Raw genomic sequence first — 1327 nt, forward strand, 5'->3', positions numbered from 1 at the left:
CTAGAGCGTGTCTCTTTGGTCGATTGGTCAGTTGATCGGATGTGTCCGTTCGGTTAGTGATCACTGATGCGATGTGGGACCGGATCGAGCCGTTGATGCCGGCCGATCCGGTCCGCGGTCGGCGGTGGGCCGATCATCGACGAACCCTGGAGGCCATCGCTTGGAAGTACCGCACCTGCTCGCCCTGGCGGGACCTGCCCGACGAGCTCGGCTCGTTCCAAACCGCCCACAAACGGCTGCTCAGGTGGGCCGTGGACGGCACCTGGGAACGCATCCTTGCCGCGGTGCTGGCAGCGGCCGACGCCGGTGACGACATCGGCTGGACCGTGTCGGTGGACTCCACCGTCTGCCGGGCTCATCAGCATTCCGCTGGCGCCAGGAAAAAGGGGCTCCAGGTCGGGCCGAACCCGACGACCACGCGCTCGGACGCTCGCGCGGCGGCCTGAGCACGAAGGTCCATCTCGCCAGTGACCCCCGTGCACGGCCCCTGGCGCTCCGCGTCACCGCAGGCCAGGCGGGCGACGCCCCGGCCTTCGAGACCATCATGGCCGCCATCCGCGTTCCGCGAAACGGACCCGGAAGACCAAGGACCCGCCCAGATGCAGTCCTCGCGGACCGCGCGTACTCGTCCCGCGCGATCCGAAGTCACCTCCGCCAACGCGGAATCCGCGCTGTCATCCCCCAGCCGTCCGACCAGATCGGCCACCGACTGCGGCGAGGCAGTGCCGGCGGCCGACCGCCCGCCTTCGACGCCGAGGCATACAAGCAGCGCAACTCAGTCGAACGCTGCATCAACCGGCTCAAGCAATGGCGCGGCCTGGCCATGCGGACCGACAAGCTCGCCATCGCCTACCAGGCCGCGCTCCACCTCGCCGCGATCCTCATCTGGGCACGGCGATAGCCCGCTCAGCAATCGACCACCCAGCGTGCATCCGCAGGCCAAGAGCCCGTGCCCACGATGTGCTCCACGAGCCTGAATGCCTCCCGGATGGGGACGGTGTCCTCATCCGGATACTCGTCGCCCTGCCCGTTGGAGAGGATGAACCCGTCACTCGACCCCGCAGTTCCGGGGTCCACGGCATGCTCGCCGGGACCACCCTCGCCTTCGAGCAACACCACCATCGCTCGCTCGGCATTCGTCACGAAGGCCAGCAACCGTCCAGACGAACTGGTCAGCCACGTCTCAAGCTGCCCGCTGTCGATCCTCGACCGAAGAGCCTCCACGACCCCCGCTGACGACGCAGGGACAGGGCTGTCTTCGCTGATCACCCAAGACTCGATCACGAGCACGACGATCTCACGGACGGATCCAAGAGACAGGCCCTAG

General features: G+C 67.4%; 2 protein-coding genes. One reads left to right on the top strand and one right to left on the bottom strand.

Going from position 1 to position 1327, the window contains the following annotated elements:
• Nucleotides 1-41 precede the first annotated feature (41 nt).
• Nucleotides 42-901, top strand: a protein-coding gene (locus AB0K65_RS32335) for an IS5 family transposase (protein WP_365722870.1) whose coding sequence is annotated in 2 segments (ribosomal slippage) — nt 42-384 and nt 384-901 — 861 coding nt in all. Because the reading frame shifts where the segments join, the coding sequence is not laid out codon by codon here.
• A gap of 5 nt (nt 902-906) precedes the next feature.
• Here AB0K65_RS32335 and AB0K65_RS32340 read toward each other — a convergent pair.
• The gene (locus tag AB0K65_RS32340; RefSeq protein ID WP_365722872.1) at nt 907-1290 is read right to left on the bottom strand and encodes a hypothetical protein; all 384 of its coding nucleotides are present in this window, start codon (nt 1288-1290) and stop codon (nt 907-909) included.
• Nucleotides 1291-1327: the final 37 nt, after the last annotated feature.

The organism is Streptomyces sp. NPDC053755 (assembly GCF_040677675.1).
GTDB lineage: Bacteria > Actinomycetota > Actinomycetes > Streptomycetales > Streptomycetaceae > Streptomyces.